This window comes from Streptomyces sp. NPDC057682, from assembly GCF_042799575.1.
Lineage (GTDB): Bacteria > Actinomycetota > Actinomycetes > Streptomycetales > Streptomycetaceae > Streptomyces.
Genome location: NZ_JBHVIN010000002.1, coordinates 130,021 through 147,294, shown reverse-complemented (window position 1 = coordinate 147,294; position 17,274 = coordinate 130,021). Strand labels below are relative to the sequence as shown.

At 72.5% G+C, this 17,274-nt stretch carries 15 protein-coding genes; 4 read left to right on the top strand and 11 right to left on the bottom strand.

What is annotated here, in order from left to right:
• Positions 1–4: 4 nt before the first annotated feature.
• Positions 5–778 (bottom strand): SDR family oxidoreductase, encoded by a 774-nt coding sequence (locus ACFVDM_RS03430; RefSeq protein WP_383632485.1) that lies wholly within the window; start codon positions 776–778, stop codon positions 5–7.
• A gap of 286 nt (positions 779–1,064) precedes the next feature.
• On the opposite strand from ACFVDM_RS03430, the gene ACFVDM_RS03425 reads away from it, so the two are divergent.
• On the top strand, positions 1,065–2,693 hold the full coding sequence (locus ACFVDM_RS03425) for an alkaline phosphatase D family protein (RefSeq protein WP_383632483.1): 1,629 nt from the start codon (positions 1,065–1,067) through the stop codon (positions 2,691–2,693).
• 51 nt (positions 2,694–2,744) lie between these two features.
• Here ACFVDM_RS03425 and ACFVDM_RS03420 read toward each other — a convergent pair whose 3' ends face one another.
• Positions 2,745–3,746, bottom strand: a complete 1,002-nt coding sequence (locus ACFVDM_RS03420; protein WP_383632479.1) for a Gfo/Idh/MocA family protein — start codon at positions 3,744–3,746, stop codon at positions 2,745–2,747.
• Between the two features lie 79 nt (positions 3,747–3,825).
• Between ACFVDM_RS03420 and ACFVDM_RS03415 the strand changes: the two genes are divergently transcribed.
• Positions 3,826–5,121 (top strand): multidrug effflux MFS transporter, encoded by a 1,296-nt coding sequence (locus ACFVDM_RS03415; protein ID WP_383632477.1) that lies wholly within the window; start codon positions 3,826–3,828, stop codon positions 5,119–5,121.
• A 69-nt stretch (positions 5,122–5,190) separates the two neighbouring features.
• Here the strand turns inward: ACFVDM_RS03415 and ACFVDM_RS03410 are convergent, their stop codons facing one another.
• Positions 5,191–6,516: a hypothetical protein gene (locus tag ACFVDM_RS03410; protein WP_383632475.1), complete on the bottom strand. Its 1,326-nt coding sequence runs from the start codon at positions 6,514–6,516 to the stop codon at positions 5,191–5,193.
• Positions 6,517–6,705: 189 nt separating this feature from the next.
• Here ACFVDM_RS03410 and ACFVDM_RS03405 point away from each other — a divergent pair, with 189 nt between their 5' ends.
• Complete coding sequence (locus ACFVDM_RS03405) at positions 6,706–7,722, top strand: small ribosomal subunit Rsm22 family protein (protein WP_383632473.1); 1,017 nt, start codon at positions 6,706–6,708, stop codon at positions 7,720–7,722.
• A 20-nt stretch (positions 7,723–7,742) separates the two neighbouring features.
• Here ACFVDM_RS03405 and ddaH read toward each other — a convergent pair whose 3' ends face one another.
• A complete protein-coding gene (gene ddaH / locus ACFVDM_RS03400; RefSeq protein WP_383632471.1) occupies positions 7,743–8,570 on the bottom strand; it encodes a dimethylargininase in 828 nt (275 codons plus the stop codon).
• 268 nt (positions 8,571–8,838) lie between these two features.
• Here ddaH and ACFVDM_RS03395 point away from each other — a divergent pair, with 268 nt between their 5' ends.
• On the top strand, positions 8,839–9,585 hold the full coding sequence (locus ACFVDM_RS03395; RefSeq protein ID WP_383632468.1) for a bifunctional DNA primase/polymerase: 747 nt from the start codon (positions 8,839–8,841) through the stop codon (positions 9,583–9,585).
• A gap of 76 nt (positions 9,586–9,661) precedes the next feature.
• On the opposite strand, the gene ACFVDM_RS03390 is transcribed toward ACFVDM_RS03395, so the two are convergent.
• The 7 genes from ACFVDM_RS03390 to ACFVDM_RS03360 all read right to left on the bottom strand — a co-directional run bounded on the left by ACFVDM_RS03390 (position 9,662) and on the right by ACFVDM_RS03360 (position 17,155).
• Complete coding sequence (locus tag ACFVDM_RS03390; protein WP_383632466.1) at positions 9,662–10,594, bottom strand: hypothetical protein; 933 nt, start codon at positions 10,592–10,594, stop codon at positions 9,662–9,664.
• Complete coding sequence (efeU, locus tag ACFVDM_RS03385) at positions 10,527–11,510, bottom strand: iron uptake transporter permease EfeU (RefSeq protein WP_383632463.1); 984 nt, start codon at positions 11,508–11,510, stop codon at positions 10,527–10,529. The genes ACFVDM_RS03390 and efeU overlap by 68 nt, the downstream gene beginning before the upstream one ends.
• Positions 11,511–11,540: 30 nt before the next feature.
• A complete protein-coding gene (gene efeB / locus ACFVDM_RS03380) occupies positions 11,541–12,803 on the bottom strand; it encodes an iron uptake transporter deferrochelatase/peroxidase subunit (RefSeq protein WP_383632460.1) in 1,263 nt (420 codons plus the stop codon).
• Between the two features lie 25 nt (positions 12,804–12,828).
• Complete coding sequence (gene efeO / locus ACFVDM_RS03375; protein WP_383632457.1) at positions 12,829–13,965, bottom strand: iron uptake system protein EfeO; 1,137 nt, start codon at positions 13,963–13,965, stop codon at positions 12,829–12,831.
• 189 nt (positions 13,966–14,154) lie between these two features.
• Positions 14,155–14,994, bottom strand: coding sequence for a heme ABC transporter ATP-binding protein (locus ACFVDM_RS03370; RefSeq protein WP_383632454.1), 840 nt, complete (start codon positions 14,992–14,994; stop codon positions 14,155–14,157).
• Positions 14,991–16,100 carry a FecCD family ABC transporter permease gene (locus ACFVDM_RS03365; RefSeq protein WP_383632452.1) on the bottom strand — a complete coding sequence of 370 codons (1,110 nt, stop codon included), beginning with the start codon at positions 16,098–16,100 and terminating at the stop codon, positions 14,991–14,993. Before ACFVDM_RS03365 ends, ACFVDM_RS03370 begins: the two co-directional genes overlap by 4 nt.
• Entirely contained in the window at positions 16,097–17,155 is a 1,059-nt protein-coding gene (locus ACFVDM_RS03360) for a hemin ABC transporter substrate-binding protein (protein ID WP_383632450.1), read from the bottom strand. The genes ACFVDM_RS03365 and ACFVDM_RS03360 overlap by 4 nt, the downstream gene beginning before the upstream one ends.
• Positions 17,156–17,274: the final 119 nt, after the last annotated feature.

The following is a 17,274-nucleotide window of genomic DNA, read 5'->3' as shown; positions in this document are numbered from 1 at the left end:
GCCGTCAGCCCCGTCCCACGTACGGCATCGCCGTCGCCATCACCGTGGCGAACTGCACATTGGCTTCCAGGGGCAGATCCGCCATGTGGACCACGGTCCGGGCCACGTCCGCCGCCGCCATGACCGGCTCCACGGCCGTCTCGCCGTTGGCCTGGAGGGTGCCGGTGCGCATGCGCTCGGTCATGTCGGTGGCCGCGTTGCCGATGTCGATCTGGCCGCAGGCGATGCGGTACGGACGCCCGTCCAGGGACAGCGACTTGGTCAGGCCGGTGATCGCGTGCTTGGTCGCGGTGTACGCCACGGAGTGCGGACGCGGGGTGTGGGCGGAGATCGAACCGTTGTTGATGATCCGGCCGCCCTGCGGATCCTGCGCGCGCATCAGCCGGTAGGCCCCCTGGGCGCAGAGGAACGCCCCGGTCAGATTGGTGTCGACGACCGTGCGCCAGTCCTCGTACGCCAGATCCTCCACCGGTACGCCGCCGGGCCCGAAGGTTCCCGCGTTGTTGAAGAGCAGACCGAGGTGGCCGAAGGTCTCCCGTACGGCGGAGAACAGGGCGTCGACGTCCTCCGGGCGGGACACGTCCGCCGGGACGGTGATCATCCGGGCGTCCGGGGCGGCGAGCGCGGCGGTCTCGGCGAGCGGGCCCGGACGGCGGCCCGCGAGCGCCACCGACCAGCCCGCACCGCTCAGGGCCAGCGCCACCGCGCGGCCGATCCCGGAACCGGCGCCCGTGACCACGGCGGTCCGCGTGGTGCTGTGCGACAGACTGTTGCTCATGGGGCGGCAGCGTACGCCCGCCACCCGCCGGACGGGCCAAAGGGGGCGCGGAGGCGGGGCGTTCGACCCCCGGGAGTGATTTTCCGGCCCGGACCGGCGATTCCCCCGGGCCCCGCACCCACCGGTGATGATCATGGCTTCGGCCGCGTATGCGGTGTTTGCCCTGGGGGATCCATTCCTGCCGCACTCCTCACCGCGCCGACGCCCGCGCGTCGCGAGCGCGACAGCCGCGCGATGCGCCGGACCGGTGGACTTCCCCCCACACCACCAGTCAGGGGAGGGACAGATGACGCACGCATCGCCCCAGCAGGAGCTGCGCGAGGCCGCCCGGCACACCGACCGGCGCCGCTTCCTCACGGTCACCGGAGCCGCCGCCGCACTCGCCTTCTCGGTCGGGCTGCCGGCCGCCGGAACCGCGAGCGCCGCCGCACTCGACGGCAGGAGGATCACCGAGAACCCCTTCACGCTCGGCGTCGCCTCCGGAGACCCGCTGCCCGAATCCGTCCTCCTCTGGACCCGCCTCGCGCCCCGCCCCTTCGAACCCGACAGCGGACTGCCCCCCGCCCGGGTCGAGGTCCGCTGGGAACTCGCCCGCGACGAACGCTTCCAGCGCATCGTCCGGCGCGGCACCGCCCTCGCCCACCCGGAGTTCCACCACAGCGTCCACGTCGAGGTGAAGGGCCTCGCCCCGGACCGGGTCCTCTACTACCGCTTCCGCACCGGACAGTGGACCAGCCCCGTCGGCCGGACCCGCACCGCCCCCGCCCCCGGCGCCCGCACCGGCGAGCTGCGACTGGCCGCCGTCTCCTGCCAGGCGTACCACGACGGCTACTTCACCGCGTACAAGCACCTCGCCGACGAGGACGTCGACGTCGTCTTCCACCTCGGCGACTACCTCTACGAGTACGCGGTCAACGCCGTCGGCGGCGCCCGCAACTACACCGACCGCACCCTGCCCGCGCTCTTCAACCGGGAGACGACCACGCTGGAGGACTACCGGCTGCGGTACGCCCTCTACAAATCCGACCCCGATCTGCGCGCCGCGCACGCCGCGCACCCCTTCGTCGTCACCTGGGACGACCACGAGACGGAGAACAACTACGCGGGCGGCACCCCCGAGAACAGCGTGCCGCCCGAGGAGTTCCTGATCCGCCGGGCCGCCGCCTACCGCGCGTACTGGGAGAACCAGCCGCTGCGCACCCCGCAGCTGCCCCAGGGCCCGGACATGCGGCTCTACCGGCGCCTCCAGTTCGGCCGGCTCGCCCAGTTCGACATCCTCGACACCCGCCAGTACCGCAGCGACCAGGCCTACGGCGACGGCTGGCAGACCCCGGGACCCGAGTCCGAGGACCCCTCGCGCACCCTCACCGGCGCCGCCCAGGAACGCTGGCTCATCGACGGCTGGCGCCACTCGCGCGCCGTGTGGAACGTCGTCCCGCAGCAGGTCACCTTCGCGCGGCGGCGCGACGTCCCCACCGACGCGTACAAGCTCTCCATGGACTCCTGGGACGGCTACCCCGCCTCCCGCGACCGCGTGCTGCGCGGCGCCGAGTCCGCCGGGGTGGACAACCTGATGGTCCTCACCGGCGATGTGCACGTCGGCTACGCCTTCGACCTGAAGGCCGACTTCGACGACCCCGCCTCGCGCACCGTCGGCACCGAGATCGTCGCCACCTCGATCACCAGCGGCAAGAACGGCTCGGAGAAGCCCGCGAACTGGACCAACCTCACGACCGCCAACCCGCACATGAAGTACTACAACGGCCGCCGCGGCTACGCGCTGGTCACCCTGCGGGAGGGGCTGGCCCGCGCCGACTACCGCACGGTGTCCGCCGTCACCACGCCCGGCGCCCCCGTCACCACGGCCGCCTCGTTCGTCACGGAGGCGGGCCGTCCGGGCCTCACCCCCGCCTGACCCGGTTCCCCGGGCCCTTCGCGCGGCACCCCGCGCGAAGGGCCCGCGGGCTCACGCCGGGCCGTCCACCGGGTAGCGGACGCCGATGCGCTCACGCACCGCGTCGAGCGTCCGCATCACCGCGAGCGAACCCTCCAGCGGCACCAGCGGGGACTCCTTCTCGCCCGCCAGGACGGCCCGCATCACCTCGGCCGCCTCGAACTGCATCCCGGACAGGCCCTGCGGTCCGGGCCCCGAGACGATCTCCTCCGGCTCGTGGCCGGCCCGGTGCAGCACGAAGCGGCCCGGGTGGAAGAAGTTCTCGGGGATGTCGATCCGCCCGGCTGTGCCGATCACCGTCGCCGCCGTCGGATGGTGCCCGACGATCGAGCAGGACAGCAGCGCGTTCGCACCCGAGTCCCAGCCCAGCAGCATCCCCGTGTTCAGGTCGACGCCCTCCGGCGACAGCAGCGCGTCGGCCCGCACCCGGTCCGGCTCGCCCAGCAGCAACTGCGCGAACGACACCGGATAGACCCCCAGGTCCAGCAGGGCACCGCCGCCCAGAGCGGGGTTCCGCAGCCGGTGCCCGGCGTCCAGCTCCGCCGCGAAGCCGAAATCGGCCTGGACGGTCCGGATCTCACCGATCGCCCCGTCGCGGACCAGCTCCGTCATCCGCCGGATCACCGGGTTGCAATACGTCCACATGGCCTCCATCAGGAACAGACCGCGCTCCCGGGCCAGATCCACCAGCTCCCGCGCCTCGCGCGCGTTCAGGGTGAAGGCCTTCTCGCACAGCACGTGCTTCCCGGCCTCCAGCGCCAGCCCGGCCGCCGCCCGGTGCGCGGAGTGCGGCGTGGCCACGTACACCACGTCCACGTCCGCGTCGGCCACCAGCTCCGCCCAGCTCCCGTACGCCCTCGGTATCCCGAACCGCTCGGCGAACGCCTGCGCCGAGGCCTCCGTGCGGGAGGCCACGGCGACCACCTCCGCACCGGGCATCGCCAGCAGATCCGCGGTGAAGGTCGCCGCGATCCCACCCGTCGCCAGCACGCCCCAACGGACTGTCCTGCTCATGCACGCTCTCCCAAGAGTGTCGACCATCCCCGCCGAGCTGAGAGCATAGAGGGCGAATTCAACGACTACGGAGATGAGAATGCCGGACAGCGGCGTCAGCCGGGCCCAGCGAATACCCACCCACGATTCCCGGGCCGAGGCGGGCCCGGCCGGTGCCCCGGTGGCGGCCCGGCGCGCCGGCCTCCTCGTCACCCTGGTCCTCGGCGGACTCACCGCGCTTCCGCCGCTCTCCATGGACATGTACCTCCCGGCGCTGCCCGCCGTCACCGACGCGCTGCACGCCCCCGCCGCGACCGTCCAGCTCACGCTCACCGCCTGCCTCACCGGTATGGCGCTCGGCCAGCTCGTCGTCGGGCCGATGAGCGACCGCTGGGGGCGCCGCCGCCCGCTGATGCTCGGGATGGTGGTCTACGTCCTGGCCACCGCGATCTGCGTCTTCGCACCGACCGCCGAGCTGCTCATCGGCTTCCGGCTGATCCAGGGGCTCGCCGGTGCCGCCGGCATCGTCATCGCCCGCGCCGTGGTCCGCGATCTGTACGACGGCGACGAGATGGCCCGCTTCTTCTCCACGCTGATGCTGATCTCCGGCGTCGCCCCGGTCGTCGCCCCCGTGATCGGCGGCCAGGTCCTGCGCTTCACCGACTGGCGCGGCATCTTCGCCGTCCTCACCGTGGTCGGGCTGCTGCTCACCCTGGTCGTCCACAAATGGCTGCACGAGACCCTGCCGCCCGCCGAGCGCCACACCGGAGGCGTCGGGGACGCGCTGCGCACCATGCGCGGACTCCTCGGCGACCGGGTCTTCAGCGGCTACATGATCGCGGGCAGCCTCGCCTTCGCCGCCCTGTTCTCCTACGTGAGCGCCTCGCCGTTCGTCGTCCAGGAGATCTACGGGGCCTCGCCGCAGACCTTCAGCCTGCTGTTCGGCGTCAACTCCATCGGGCTGATCGCGGTGGGCCAGTTCAACGGCAAGGTCCTCGTCGGCCGGGTCAGCCTCGACAAGGCCCTCGGCTTCGGCCTCGGCGTGATCGTGCTGGCAGCCACCGCCCTGCTGCTGATGACCACCGGGGTCTTCGGCGACGTCGGACTGGTGCCGGTGGCGACGGGGCTCTTCGTGCTGATGTCGGCGATGGGGCTCGCGATGCCCAACACCAACGCCCAGGCGCTGATGCGCACCAAGCACGCCGCCGGCTCCGCCTCCGCGCTGCTGGGCACCTCCTCGTTCCTGGTCGGCGCCGTCGCCTCCCCGCTCGTCGGGGTCGCGGGGGAGGACACCGCCGTGCCGATGGCCGTGGTGCAGCTGGTCTGCGCGCTGGCGGCGATGGGCTGCTTCCTCGGCATGTGCCGCCCCTGGCAGCGCCTGGCCGCGCGTCCCTGACGCCGTACGCGAAGAAGCCCGGCCGGACGGCACCGATGCCGCCCGGCCGGGCTTCTTCGCGTACCGGCCTCAGTCCTCGCGCGGGTAGCCGATCAGATGCTGGCGGTCCTTGTCGTCCGTCCAGCGGAACAGCCCGGTGCCCTCGGCGCCCTCCGCGCCGGGCACCCGCACGTTCGGCGACAGCAGGTCCGTCGACCCCGAGGTGATGTCGGCCTCCACCGGGAAGCCGCCCCCGGCCAGCACGTCCGAGGCGTTGCGCACGTTCGTGGCCCCGTACGCCGTGCCGCCGTCGGTCACGGACGCCAGCACCAGGGTCCTGGAGCCCTCCGTGTCCTCGAAGCAGTAGCCCTTGCCGGCCTCCATGTCGAAGGCCAGGTTCCCGGCGACCAGATAGCCGCCCGAGGAGGAGACGACCGCCTGCGGGAACTGCCCCGGGGCGATCGCCGGCTTGTGGCACTGCACCGAGACCAGCGCCTTGCCGGTCTCCAGGTCGTGCACCGTCCACAGCTCGTGCGTCGCGGCGTTCTTCGTCCCCTTGGCCAGCTGCCACCGGGCCAGGATCAGACCGGGCGCCACCGACGTCGGGACCCCGCTCTGCCGGTCGGTGCCCTTGGGCGCCACGTTCCGGCTGAACCAGCCGCCCTGCACCCAGAACTCCCGCGCCCCGCTGACCAGCAGCCCCTTCGACGTGACCCCGCGCACCTCGGTGAGCTGCTTGCAGGCCGCACAGCCCTTCGGGTACTTCAGCGCCTTGGCGGGCACCCGGCTGATCCGGCCCGTCGCCGGGTCCACCACCACGTTCGTCGTGCCGCCGTCGCCGATCAGGATGCCGGGACCGGTCACGGACACGGCCGGCTGCGTGGACCACGGCACCTCGACGCGCTCCCGGCTGCCGTCCTCCACCGCGTACACGTCGAGGGAGACGATCCGGTCGGCGGGCGCCGGGGCGTCCTCGCCGACCTTCCCGTACGACCAGGTCACGAAGTACTCGTGGTCGTCGGCGGTGACGGTGAGCAGCTTCGGGAAGTGCGCCGCGGCCGGGGGCCGCCACTTCTCGCCGCTCCAGCCGGCCTTGCCGGTCTCCGAATCGATGGTCCGCAGCTGGTACTCGCCCTCGGCGGTCCGCACCAGATAGGCCAGCCGCCCCGTCGTCCGCGACAGTGCGTAGTCCGGGGAGGTGCCGACCAGCTCCCAGCCCCGCTGCGTCGTGTACGCGGACGGGACGGTCAGCTGGGTGGCCGGCGCGGCACTCCGCTTCACCGGCTTCTTCGGCGTGGCGTCGTCCTTCTTCTTGGCGTCCCCGCCCCCGCAGGTGGCGAGCAGGAGCACCAGGACCAGCACCAGCACGCCGCCGAGCAGGGCCATGCGCACGACCCGCTGCCTGGTGGACTGCATGCCCACCGGAGCCAGTCGCCCGATCCTCAGCCTCATGGTCCCCCCGAAGAGCAATACCGACCTCGCGGCGGTCAGCGTAGCAACTGGTCGGTACCGATCCGCAGTTCGGTTCCGTACCCATTCCGTCCCGGTTCTGCACCGGAACCGGCCCCTGTCCGGACCTTCGCGGCGGACGCCTACAATTCCTCGGTGAACGCCACCCTCCCCACCACCGACGACCTGCGCGCCGCCCTCGCGGCCCTGCTGGACGGTCTGCCGCCCAAACGGGCCGCCCAGGCCGTCGACCGGCTGATCGCCCACTACCGGGGAACCGTTCCCACCGACACCCCGGTCCTGCGCGACCGCTCCGACGTCGCCGCCTATGCCGCGTACCGGATGCCCGCCACCTTCGAGGCCGTACGGTCCGCGCTCGACGCCCTGCGCGCCGCAGCACCCGACTGGGCCCCGGCCACCCACACCGATGTCGGCGGCGGCACCGGCGCGGCGGTCTGGGCGGTCGCCGGGGCCTGGGAGGGAGCCCGCAGCACCGTCGTGGACTGGGCCGAGCCCGCCCTCGCGCTCGGCCGCGAACTGGCCGCCGCCTCCGGAGCCCCGGCCCTGCGCGAGGCGCAGTGGGTGCGCGCCCGGATCGGCACGGACCCCGTCCCCGGCCCCGCCGACCTGGTGACCGTCTCCTACGTGCTCAACGAGCTGACCGCCCCGGCCCGCGCCGCCCTCGTCGACGACGTGGCCCGCACCGCCGGGGCCGTCGTGGTCGTCGAACCCGGCACCCCCGACGGCTACGCCCGCGTCATCGAGGCCCGCGACCGGCTGGTCGCCGCCGGCCTCACCGTCGCCGCGCCCTGCCCGCACAGCGGCGCCTGCCCCATCGAGCCGGGCACCGACTGGTGCCACTTCTCCGCCCGGGTCAGCCGCTCCTCGCTGCACCGCCGGATCAAGGGCGGCTCGCTGCCGTACGAGGACGAGAAGTTCGCGTACGTGGCCGCCACCCGCTTCCCCGTGACGCCCGCGGCGGCCCGGGTCACGCGCCGCCCGCAGATCCGCAAGGGCCAGGTGCTGCTGGAGCTGTGCACCCGCGAGGAGGGGCTGCGCCGGGAGACGGTCACCAAGCGGCACGGCGAGCTGTACCGAGCCGCCCGGGACGCCGGCTGGGGCGACGCCTGGCCGCCCCCGCACGACCCGGACCAGGAGCCCGAGGGCCCCTGATCCGGTCCGATCCACAGGCCCTAGAGCAGACCCGGACCGCGCAGCTCCTGCGTACAGCACTTCACGCTGCCGCCGCCCTTGAGCAGCTCGCCCAGATCCATCGGCACCGGCGCGAAACCGCGCTCCCGCAACGGGTCGAACAGGCCCGTCGCGGCCTGCGGCAGCAGCACGTGGAGCCCGTCGCTCACCGCGTTCAGTCCGAAGGCGGCCGCGTCCGCCCCGGTGGCGAGCAGCGCGTCCGGGAAGAGCCGGGCCAGCACGGACCGGCTGCCCGGCGAGAACGCGTCCGGGTAGTACATGATCTCGTCGCTCCCGTCGTCCAGCACGCACAGCGCCGTGTCGAGGTGGTAGTAGCGCGGATCGACCAGATCGAGACCGATCACCGGCCGCCCGAAGAACTCCTGTGCCTCGTCGTGGGCCAGCGGGCTCGACCGGAATCCGCGCCCCGCCAGCACGTACGAGGAGGTCACCGCGAAATCGCCCTCGCCCTCGTTGACGTGTTCCGGCTCATGGATCTCGGCGAAGCCGTGCTCCCGGAACCAGTCGCGGTGGGCGGCGGCCTCGGGGAACCGCTCCTGGTAGGCGAAGCGCGCCCCCAGCACCCGGCCGTCGATCACGGTGGCCCCGTTGGCCGCGAAGACCATGTCGGGGAGGTCCGGGCGGGGTGTGAGCAGTTCCACGGTGTGGCCGAGCGCACGGTAGCGGTCGCGCAGGTCCTCCCACTGGGTCCGGGCCAGCGGCAGGTCGACGGGTTTGCTGGGGTCCATCCACGGATTGATGGAATACGTCACCCGGAAGTGCGCCGGGGCGCACATCAGATAGCGGCGGGGTCGGGCTGAACGAGGCAACGGGGCCTCCTCACGGATCGTCGCGCGGCAATGGTGGCCGCTGCGGCCGGTGCGTCGCACGGGTGTGTGCGTGAGGCCATGGTGCGCCCGTTCCGGGGCCCCGCACAGTGAACCGATCGGGTGGTCCCTGACCTCCCATTCCCTGACAAATGTGAGGCCAACGGTCATGACGGGGCAGGAGGCGGCGTACCCCGCTTCGGGACTCTGGCCACCCGAGGCGCAGGATGGTGGGACCATGGGCAGGGGCAACGTAGAGGTAAGGGGATAGATGGGCGCCGATTTCAGTCGCGGTCGCGGCTCGGAGAGCAGGTTTTCCCAGTGGCTGCGCCGACGGCCCAAACCGCCCGCGAGCGATGTCGACGGCACCGCACGGGTGGCACTGCTCCTGGCCGTCGCCGAGGCCGGGATGCCGATCGCGCCCGCCGCCCATCCCGTCGGCTACCGATGTTCGTGCGAACGCATCGGCTGCCCCACCCCCGCCCGGCATCCGGTCTCCTTCGCCTGGCAGACCCAGTCCACCACCGACCGGGCACAGATCGAGCGCTGGGCCCGCAATCAGCCGCAGGCCAACTTCATCACCGCGACCGGCATGGTCCACGACGTCCTGGACGTCCCGCTGGACGCCGGTGCCCAGGCCCTGGAGAACCTGCTGGCCGCCGGCATCGAGGTCGGCCCCGTGGCCCGCTCCGGCGACGACCGGATGCTCTTCTTCACCGCGACCCGGGGCACGCCCGAGGACGAGGACGAGTGGTGGCCGTGCGAGCTGGACTGTCACCCCGAGACGATGGACGAGCACCCCGGACTGCGCTGGCACTGCCGCGGCAGCTACGTACTCCTGCCGCCGGCGACGCTCCCCGGTGAACTGGACGTCCAGTGGCTGCGCGGCCCCGAGCACCCGCTGCCGGACCCGCTGACCCTGCTGGAGACCCTGACGGAGGCCTGCGCCCGCTTCGTGGGCTCCGCCGAGCAGAGCGACGTCGACCACGAGTCCGTGGCCTGGCCGCTGAGTCGCTGACGGCCCCCGCGCAAGGCCGACAGGGCCTGTCCGGTGCACCCGGACAGGCCCTGTCGGCCGTTCCAGCGCCGCGGCACTACGACCCGGTGGCCGAGACCAGGCCCGCCAGGCGGTTCAGCATGACGACCTTGCCGTCACCGGCGCCCTTCTTCGGTATGTAGACCAGCTGGCTGGAGACCCGCTCCTTGGTGAGCGTGCTCTTCACCTCGCCGGTCAGCAGCGCCGAGACGTCCGGGCTGACCTCCGGACGCAGGCCCTGCGCGGCGGTCTGCCGCTCGAAGTGCTTGCTGGTGAAGAAGACCAGCGCGCCGCCGTCCTTCGTCCTCAGGCCCAGCGGCGCGTACGTCCCGCTGTCCAGCGCCTGGTCGCGGAACTGGAAGGAGAAACCGGCCCGCCGGGTGTTCAGCCGCGCGGCGCGCCAGGCCGAGGTCGAGGTACCCGGGGCGAAGACGTCCGGGGCGCCCTCCTGGAGGTACCCGGTGTACTTCGTGCCCAGGTCCCGCGGGGCGACGGCGAGACCCGCACCGTCCGCCGCGACCGGCGTGGCCCTGCCGTCGCCGTCCTTCGCCGCCTCCGGGATCCGGGACGGCGCGACGACCGCCAGATAGGCGGCCTTCCACCCCTGGCGGGGGCCGGACTTGACGAAGGCGATCAGCCAGCGCGTGTCCTGGGCCCCCTCGTCCCGGTCCCGGTTGGAATCGGTGTCCGCGAGGAACCACCGGGGCCAGCCCGCCTTCTGCGGAATGACGTAGCGGGCGTCGGTCAGCTCCAGCGGACGGTGGTTCGCGTTGCCGTCCGGATTGTTCTTGTGCCGGGCCGTCAGCCCGGCCTGGTTGATCGCACCGAGGGCGCCGGTGACCTGTTTCTCGTCCCGTGCGGGGTCGTAGGCCTTGTCCGCCGCGTTGTACGCGGTGGTGAAGGCCTTCAGGGCCTGCGCGGCCTCAGACCGCGTCGCCGCCGGAACGACTTCCAGCTCGCCGTGCACCGTCACGCACCCGCTCGCCGTCATGCACAGCACTATCGCCGCCGCGAGCCCCGTTGCCGGCCGAACCGGCCTCAGGCTTCTCATCCGTTGACTTCCGCGCCTTCTGATCCGTCGCCCCCACAGCAGGGCTCCCTGACCGTCCGAACCCTACCGGGGCGAGGAACAGCGCGAGGGTGGGGATCAGATACAGCGCCCACACCGTGATCTGGAGAACGGTGGGATCCGGCTGGAAGTTGAACGTCCCCTTCAGCAGCGTGCCGTACCAGCTGTCCGGCGGGACCGCCCCGCTGATGTCGAACGCCCGGTTCCGCAGACCGCCCAGGAACTCGGCCTCCTGGAGGTCGTGCACGCCGTACGCCAGCACACCCGCGGCGACCACGACCAGCATGCCGCCGGTCCAGGTGAAGAACTTCGACAGATTGATCCTCAGCGCGCCCCGGTAGAACAGCCACCCCAGCACCACGGCCGCGAGGATGCCCAGCAGCGCACCGATCATCGGATGCCAGCCGTCGTCCGCCGCGTGCACCGCGCGCCACACGAACAGCGAGGTCTCCAGCCCCTCGCGTCCCACCGCGAGCAGCGCCGTGGCGACGAGCGCCCCGGTCCCCATCGCAAGGGCCGCGTCCAGCTTGCCGTGCAGCTCCGTCTTCAGATGCCGCGCGGTGCGCCGCATCCAGAAGACCATCCAGGTGACCAGGCCCACCGAGACGATGGACAGCGAACCGCCCAGCGCCTCCTGCGCCTTGAACGTCATCTCCTGCGAGCCGAACTCCAGCCCCGCGCCGAACGCCAGGCTGACCACCACCGCGATGGACACCCCGATCCAGATGGGTGCCAGCCTGTCGCGGTGGCCCGTCTTCACCAGGTAGGCGATGAGGATGCAGACGACGAGGCTGGCCTCCAGCCCCTCGCGCAGTCCGATCAGGAAGTTACTGAACACGTCTCGGTTCCCTTTCCGCTTCGAGTCCCGTTACGAGAACAGCGCCCGGCCCCACCAGTCGTCCGTGTCGCGGACGCCCGGCGGGACGGCGAAGTGCGCCGAACCCACGTGCTGGATGTACTCGTTGAGCGCGTCGTGCGCGGCCAGCCGCCGTTGCAGCGGGACGAACGCCTTGCGGGTGTCGCGCTGGTAGGCGAGGAAGAACAGCCCGGCGTCGAGCCGGCCGAGGCCGTCCGTGCCGTCGGTGAAGGAGTAGCCGCGCCGCAGGATCTCCGCACCGCCGTTGCTGTCGGGATGCGCGAGGCGTACGTGCGCGGTCGGCAGCATCGCCTTGAGGAACGGCTCGTCGCGCTCCTTCGCCTTCCCGACCGGGGCGCCCTCGCCCTTGTCGCGGCCGAACACGTCCTCCTGCTCCTGGAGTCCGGCCCGGTCCCAGGTCTCGATGTGCATCCGGATCCGGCGGGCCACCAGATAGGAACCGCCGGTCATCCAGTCGGTGCCGTCCTTCGCGCCGACCCACACATGGCGGTCCAGGGCGGCGGTGTCGGTGCCGGAGATGTTCCGGGTGCCGTCCTTGAAGCCCATCATGTTGCGCGGGGTCTGGGCGTCGGGCGTCGTGGACGAGGTCTTGCCGAAGCCCAGCTGCGACCAGCGGATCGCGGTGCGGCCCATGCCGATCCTGGCCAGGTTGCGGATCGCGTGCACCGCCACCTGCGGGTCGTCCGCACAGGCCTGGACGCACAGATCGCCGCCGCTGCGCGCCGCGTCCAGATTGTCGCCCGGGAACTTCGGCAGGTCCACGAGCGCGTCCGGCCGCCGGTCCTCCAGCCCGAACCGGCCCTTGGCGAACAGCGAGGGGCCGAAGCCGATCGTCAGCGTCAGCCGGGACGGCTTGAGGCCCAGCGCCTCGCCCGTGTCGTCCGGCGGCGCCTCGGGCAGTCCGCCGAAGGCGCCGTCCCCGACCGCGTGGCCGGCCGTCATCCGCTCCGCCGCCCGCGTCCACTCCTTGAGCAGCGCGATCAGGTCGGCGCGGTCCTTCGTCGTCACGTCGAACGCGGCGAAGTGCAGCCGGTCCTGGACGGCCGTGGCGATGCCGGCCTGGTGCGTCCCGTGGAAGGGCACCGCCGCCCCGCTCTCCGCGGCGGCGACGGGAGTGTCGTCGGAGCGCACCGCGGCCACGGCGGTGCCCGCCACGGCGGCGCCGAGCGCCAGCCCCGCACCGCCCCAGCCGAGCACGGCCCGGCGTGACGGAGCGGTGGACGCGGTGGAGTTCTCCTCGGCCTGACCGGTCATTCCGGGCCCCCTCTTCCGGTCCGCGTTACTTCGTCACCGCGGCGGCGAGCCGGGACAGCGGCTCGGCCAGGGCGTTGACCGCGTCGGACAGCTTCTTGCGGTCGGCCTTGCCGACCTTGTCGTACGAGGTGAACTCGTACGACGTCTTGTCCGCGCGGAAGGTGTCGAGGAGCGTGTTCAGCTCCGCGAACCGCTTGTCCAGGGTGGCGGTCAGCTCCGCGTCGTTCTTCGCGGCGATGGCTTTGAGGAGCTGGTAGGACTGCTCGGCGCCCTCGACGTTGGCCTTGAAGTCGGCCAGGTCGGTGTGGCTGTAGCGCTCCTCCTCGCCGGTCACCTTGCCGGTGGCGACCTCGTCGAGGAGTTCCTTGGCGCCGTTGGCCATGGAGGTCGGGGTGATGTCCGCGGTGCCGACGCGCTTCTGCCAGTCGACCAGGTCCTTGTAGAGGGCGGGGGCGAGGGCCTTCTCCTCGGCGCCCAGCTTCTTGTCGTGCCACAGCGCCTTCTCCAGGCGGTGCCAGCCGGTCCACTTCTGGCCGTCCTCCAGGCCGTCCTCGCGGACGTCGACCTTCGGGTCGATGTCGCCGAAGGACTCGGCGACCGGCTCGGTGCGCTCCCAGCCGATACGGGAGTCGGCGTACGCCTTCTTCGCGGCCTCGACGTCCCCGGCGGCGACGGCGTCCGTGAAGACCTTGGCCTTCGGCAGCGTCTGGTCGGCCTGGGCCTGGACATAGGTGCGGTACGCGGCCACCGCCCGGTCCATCTCGGGGCTGCGCTTGGCCGCCTTGCCGCCGCTGACTTCGATCTTCTGCCGGATGCCGTGGCCCTTCATCCCGGGCTTGCAGGCGATCTCGTACGAACCGGCCTTGATCTCGGCGGTGATGGTGGCCTTGGTGCCCGGACCGATGTTCTCGCGCTCGGCGACGATGCGGTCGTCCGGGAAGAGGACGTAGACCTCGGTGACCTTGGAACCCTTGTTCTCCACGGCCAGTTCGACGTGGCCGGCCGGCAGCTTCGTCTTCGACACCTCGCAGGCGTCGTCCTTGGCGACGACCTGGACGGCCCCCTCGCCCTTGCCGTCGCTCTTCGCGGAGCAGCCCGTGACGGCGGTCAGGGCCGCCGCCGTGACGGCGGCGGTGGCGACGGAGAGACGAACGGCTCGCATGCGGACTCCACAGGGGGGACGAAGGGAGGAACGGCGGGTCGGACAAAGGCGGGTGAGGCGGACCTAACTTAACCGAGGCTTACCTGACTGTTACCCCCCTCCGCAGTGATTCAGCTCTCACTGGGAACCCACAGGAACGGCGGGATCACGGTCGACCCATGAGCGAACCAGTAAAAGGTCAAGCAAGGGTCAAGAAGCCCGTTCCGGTACGACGAGCGGCACCCCGGTCCGCGGATGCGGGAACACCTCCACCGGCTGCCGGTAGACCGCGCCGAGCAACTCCCCGCTGAACACCTCGGCGGGCGGGCCCGCCACCGCGATCCGCCCGCCGTGCAGCACCGCGGCCCGGTCCGCGTACGCCGCCGCGAGACCCAGGTCGTGCAGCACCACCACCACCGCGTCCCCGGCGGCGGCCCGCTCCCGGCAGATCCGCAGCACCAGTTCCTGGTGGCGCAGATCGAGCGCGGCGGTCGGTTCGTCGAGCAGCAGCAGCGGGGCGCGCTGCGCCAGCACCCGGGCCAGCGCCACCCGGGCCCGCTCGCCGCCGGAGAGCGCGGAGAAGGGGCGGTCCGCGAAGGCGGTCACCTCGGTGGCCGCCATCGCCGCGCGGACCGCCGGATCGTCCTCGTCGGCCCGGTCCGTGCCGGCCCAGGGCGCCCGCCCCATCCGGACGACGTCCTCCACCGGGAACGGGAAGGAGAGCGCGGCGGACTGCGGCAGCACCGCCCGGCGCAGGGCCAGTTCGGGTGCGGACCAGTCGGTGACGGGGCGGCCGTCGACGCGCACCGTGCCGGCCCCGGCGGGCAGATCGGCGGCGAGCGCGGCCAGCAGTGTCGACTTCCCGGCCCCGTTCGGACCGACCAGCGCCAGCACCTCGCCCGCGCGGGCCGTCAGATCGATGGAGTCCAGCACCGGCCGGCCGCCTAGCCGGACCCGCAGCCCGCGCGCCTCGGCCACCGCCGCACCGGGGGAGGCCGGGGCGGGCAGCCGCCGGGGGCGCGCCGTGAAGGGGTTCCGCAGCGTTCTCATGCCCAACCACCTTGCTTGCGACGGGTCCTGCGCAGCAGCCAGAAGAAGAACGGGCTGCCGAGGAGTGCGGTCAGTACGCCGAGCGGCAGCTCGGCCGGGTCGGCGACGGTCCGGGCCGCGAGGTCCCCGGCCACCAGCACCAGCGCGCCGCCCAGCGCGCTGCCCGGGACCAGGAAGCGGTGCCCCGGGCCGTTCGCCATCCGCAGCAGATGCGGTACCAGCAACCCGACGAACGAGATGATCCCCGCGACCGCGACGGCGGCGGCGGTCAGCAGCGCCACCACCAGCACCAGCACCACGCGGAGCCGTTCGACGTCGACCCCGAGGTGCCGGGCGGGCCGTTCGCCGAGCGCCAGCAGATCCAGCCGGCGGGCGTGGAACGGCGCGACGGCGAGCCCCAGCACCGCGCACGGCAGCACCGCCAGGACCTTCGGCCAGGTGGCCTGGGCCAGCGAACCGAGCTGCCAGAACGTGATCTGGGAGATCTGCGCGTTGTCCGCGAAGAAGATGAACAGCCCGATCAGCGCGCCCGCGAAGGCGTTGACGGCGATGCCGGTGAGGATCAGCGTGACCACCTCGGTCCGGCCGCCGGACCGCGACAGCGCGTACACCAGCAGGACGGTGAACAGTCCGGCGACGAACGCGCAGACGGTCACGGTCCAGTTGCCGAAGAAGCTGAGCCCGAGCGCGATCGAGGCGACCGCGCCGACCGCCGCGCCCGAGGAGATCCCGATCACCCCCGGCTCGGCGAGCGGATTGCCGAACACGCCCTGCATCAGGGCCCCGGCGCAGCCGAGCGAGGCGCCGACCAGCAGGGCGAGGACGACACGGGGCAGCCGTACGTTCCACAGGACGCTCTCGCCGACCCGGTCCAGGGCGTGGCCGCCGAGTCCGATCCGGTGCTGGACGGAGGCGAGGACGTCCCCGAGCGGAATGCTGTACGCGCCGAGCCCGGCGGAGAGCAGACAGCACACCAGCAGGGCGGCGACGAGAGCGGCGGTGAGCGGGACGGCGGTGGAGCGCCGGGCCCGGGGCGGTCCGCCGGCCGGTACGGGGTCCGGTGCGGCGGCGTCCTTCACGAGGGGGGCTTCGCAGGGGGCGGTCATCGGGCCGCTCCCTTCTCCGGATAGAGCTGGGCGATCAGTTCGCGCAGTACGCGGTCGGTGCGCGGCCCGTAGTTCAGCAGCACCCCGTCGTCGACGGAGACGATCCGCCGGTCCATGCCGGCGGGGGTCTCCGCGACCCCAGGGATCTTCACCAGCCCGTCGGTCCCACCGACGGATTCGAGCCCCTTGGTCATGACGAGGATCGCGTCGGGGGCGGCCTTGGCCAGTGCCTCGCTGGTGATCGCGGTGAAGTCCTTCCGCAGTCCGGACGCCTTGCCCGCGTCCACGGCGCCGGCCGCCTCCAGCAGCGAACTCGCCCCGGACTCCCGGCCGCCCAGCAGATAGATGGAGGCGGATCCGCGCAGATAGAGGAACGCGACCCGGGGCTTCGCCGCCCCGTCGGCCGGGGCGGGCACGGTGTCGCGCACGGCGTCGATCCGGTCCCGGGTGCGTCGTTCCAGTGCGGTGCCGGCGTCCGGGACGCCGAGGGCGGCGGCCACGGCGGTGATCCGGCTCCCCACGTCCGAGAGGTCCTTGGCGGGGTCGATCACGACGAGCGGGATCCCGGCGTCGCGGATCTGGCCGATGGCCTCGGCCGGTCCGGTCGTGGTCTCGGCGAGGACGACGGTGGGGCGCAGCGACAGCACGCTTTCCGCCGATACGTCATGGGCCCGCGTCACCACGGGGAGCTTCGCGGCCTGTTCGAAGGTGGCGGTGACGTCCCGGGCCACCACCCGCCCGCCGAGCCCGAGGGTGAACACGATCTCGCTCAGTCCGCCGGTCAGCGGCACGATCCGGTCGGCCGAGGCCACGGTGGTCCGCTTGCCGTCCGCGGAGTCGACGGTGACCGGGAGCCGGGGCTCCGGGGTGGCGTCCAGCGGTTCGACCCGGTCGGCCGCGGCGCTCGCGGAGGCCCCGGCGCCCGCCGTCCGCGCCGAGGAGGCCCCGGCGCCCCCGCACCCGGCCAGCACCAGCACGGCGGCCGCGGCGAGCGCGGCGGCGCGGGCGGCACCGCGTACGCGTCCCGGTGGGGCGAAGTCCTGCGAGAAGCGCACGGGGCACCGTCCTGTCGTTCCATGGCGTGCAGTTGGCAGTGGTTTGCGAGGAATGTGCGGGAAGGGGGTACCAGCACAGGATGTTCATACCTTAGGTTAGCCTTACCTCACTTTCTAGC